A 1,375-nucleotide genomic window follows, 5' to 3' on the forward strand; every position below is an offset into this window, starting at 1 on the left:
GTGTCCGTATCCTCCGATGGGGCGGCTATCGGTACCCAGTGGTCATGCGATCCGAGCGATATGGCATCGCTGATCGGTAAGCTCACTGTCCTTACCCATGACCTCATGGCGGCTCGGAAATAAGCCGTCGGTCTATGGGAGCGGGCATTGTGACGTGTGGCTCCCTCTCAGCCCCCTCAGCGCTCCTCGAGGAGTCCTCCGCCGTCGGCTCTTTGCGAGGAGACTGACCTGCGTTCGTTGCGGCCTGCTTCTGAAGCCTGCGGTTCTTCCAGGCCTGCAACATCTCTTGCCTGAGCCCGAGTCTGGGCTTCGGAAGAGTCCGCCAAATCGTCAGGGTAAACGCCTTTCCCACAGCGAGAACGAGGGCCATGCCATAAAGAAAGATGGTCGGCGAGAAACTCTCGTCCATTGGTGTCATCCTCTCTGCGCCCGCCCGACCTTGTCAGCCTCAGAGCACTGTCCAGGCTCTGTTCACACCTGTCCAGTGACGAAGTGCGGCTTTGTTGCTCCGAAGCTTTCTACCAAAGTCTGTCTTCCCCAACCCTGCCGGTTGCTAAGGATAGGAGGCGACGAACCGGCCTCAAGAGCTCCCATATCGGCCGGTCAGAGTTACTATCAAGAATGCCGAACATGAGACTGCTGCAGAAAGTGCAGACCTACTTCCGCAAGCCTGCACAGCCAGCCGTAATCCAGCGGCAAGTAACTGCTCATGACGAGCAGACTGGCAGCTCACGTTCAAAGCGCACCCAAATCCGGGACGTGCTGCGCCAGTATGAGAGAGGCAGTCTCAAAGAAGCTGAAGCCGTCGAAGAACTGCTCAAGATCCTGCGCTGAGACTAATCCAGAGTTCCCCGGACTTCTGCCCCTCCCCGCCCCGCAGGAGATAGCCGCGTCGCTGCTTTCGCTGGAGCCAAGTCTCGAGGACTTCCACTGCACATGACTGGTTTTCGTAGAGCTCGACCCTGCGCTGACCTGGTCGGCCAATCCGGCCCCACTCACGGATCAGGGTCGCATCCCCAAACAGGCTCGGCTCGATCGACAGGACATAGTAGCGTGCCATGTTGCAGCTTGGATCGCACCTGTGCAGGACCAGATATTGGATCGTGTCTTGAGCCATGTGCCAGTGTCGCGCAGGCACCTGGACAAGGTCCAATCAAAGTCGTGAATCCATTGAGCATGAACGATTCACGTCAGTGATGCACCCAGGCATTGCCGCTCTCTGACCAAAAGCACGCTGGCCCGTCGTCATCCCGACGCGCGGTTCCTCTCCCTATGACATCCTTCGCCTCCTCATGGCGAGGAGTTCGACGGCGAGGTCGATCTTGCCGGCTTTCACCATGCGGACCATGGCGCGGAAATAGCCGCCCGGGTTCTT

Annotated in this window: 2 protein-coding genes; one reads left to right on the plus strand and one right to left on the minus strand. The window is 58.8% G+C overall.

The features are described 5' to 3' along the window. The first annotated feature begins 630 nt into the window (after window positions 1-630). The gene (locus JQC81_RS32380) at window positions 631-834 is read left to right on the plus strand and encodes a hypothetical protein (protein WP_203275853.1); all 204 of its coding nucleotides are present in this window, start codon (window positions 631-633) and stop codon (window positions 832-834) included. Here JQC81_RS32380 and JQC81_RS32385 read toward each other — a convergent pair. Then, a complete protein-coding gene (locus JQC81_RS32385) occupies window positions 818-1,117 on the minus strand; it encodes a WGR domain-containing protein (RefSeq protein WP_203275854.1) in 300 nt (99 codons plus the stop codon). The two genes, JQC81_RS32380 and JQC81_RS32385, sit on opposite strands and share 17 nt — an antisense overlap. Window positions 1,118-1,375 lie beyond the last annotated feature (258 nt).

The sequence above is a fragment of the Microvirga arabica genome (assembly GCF_016811235.1).
In the GTDB taxonomy this organism is placed as follows: Bacteria; Pseudomonadota; Alphaproteobacteria; order Rhizobiales; family Beijerinckiaceae; genus Microvirga; species Microvirga arabica.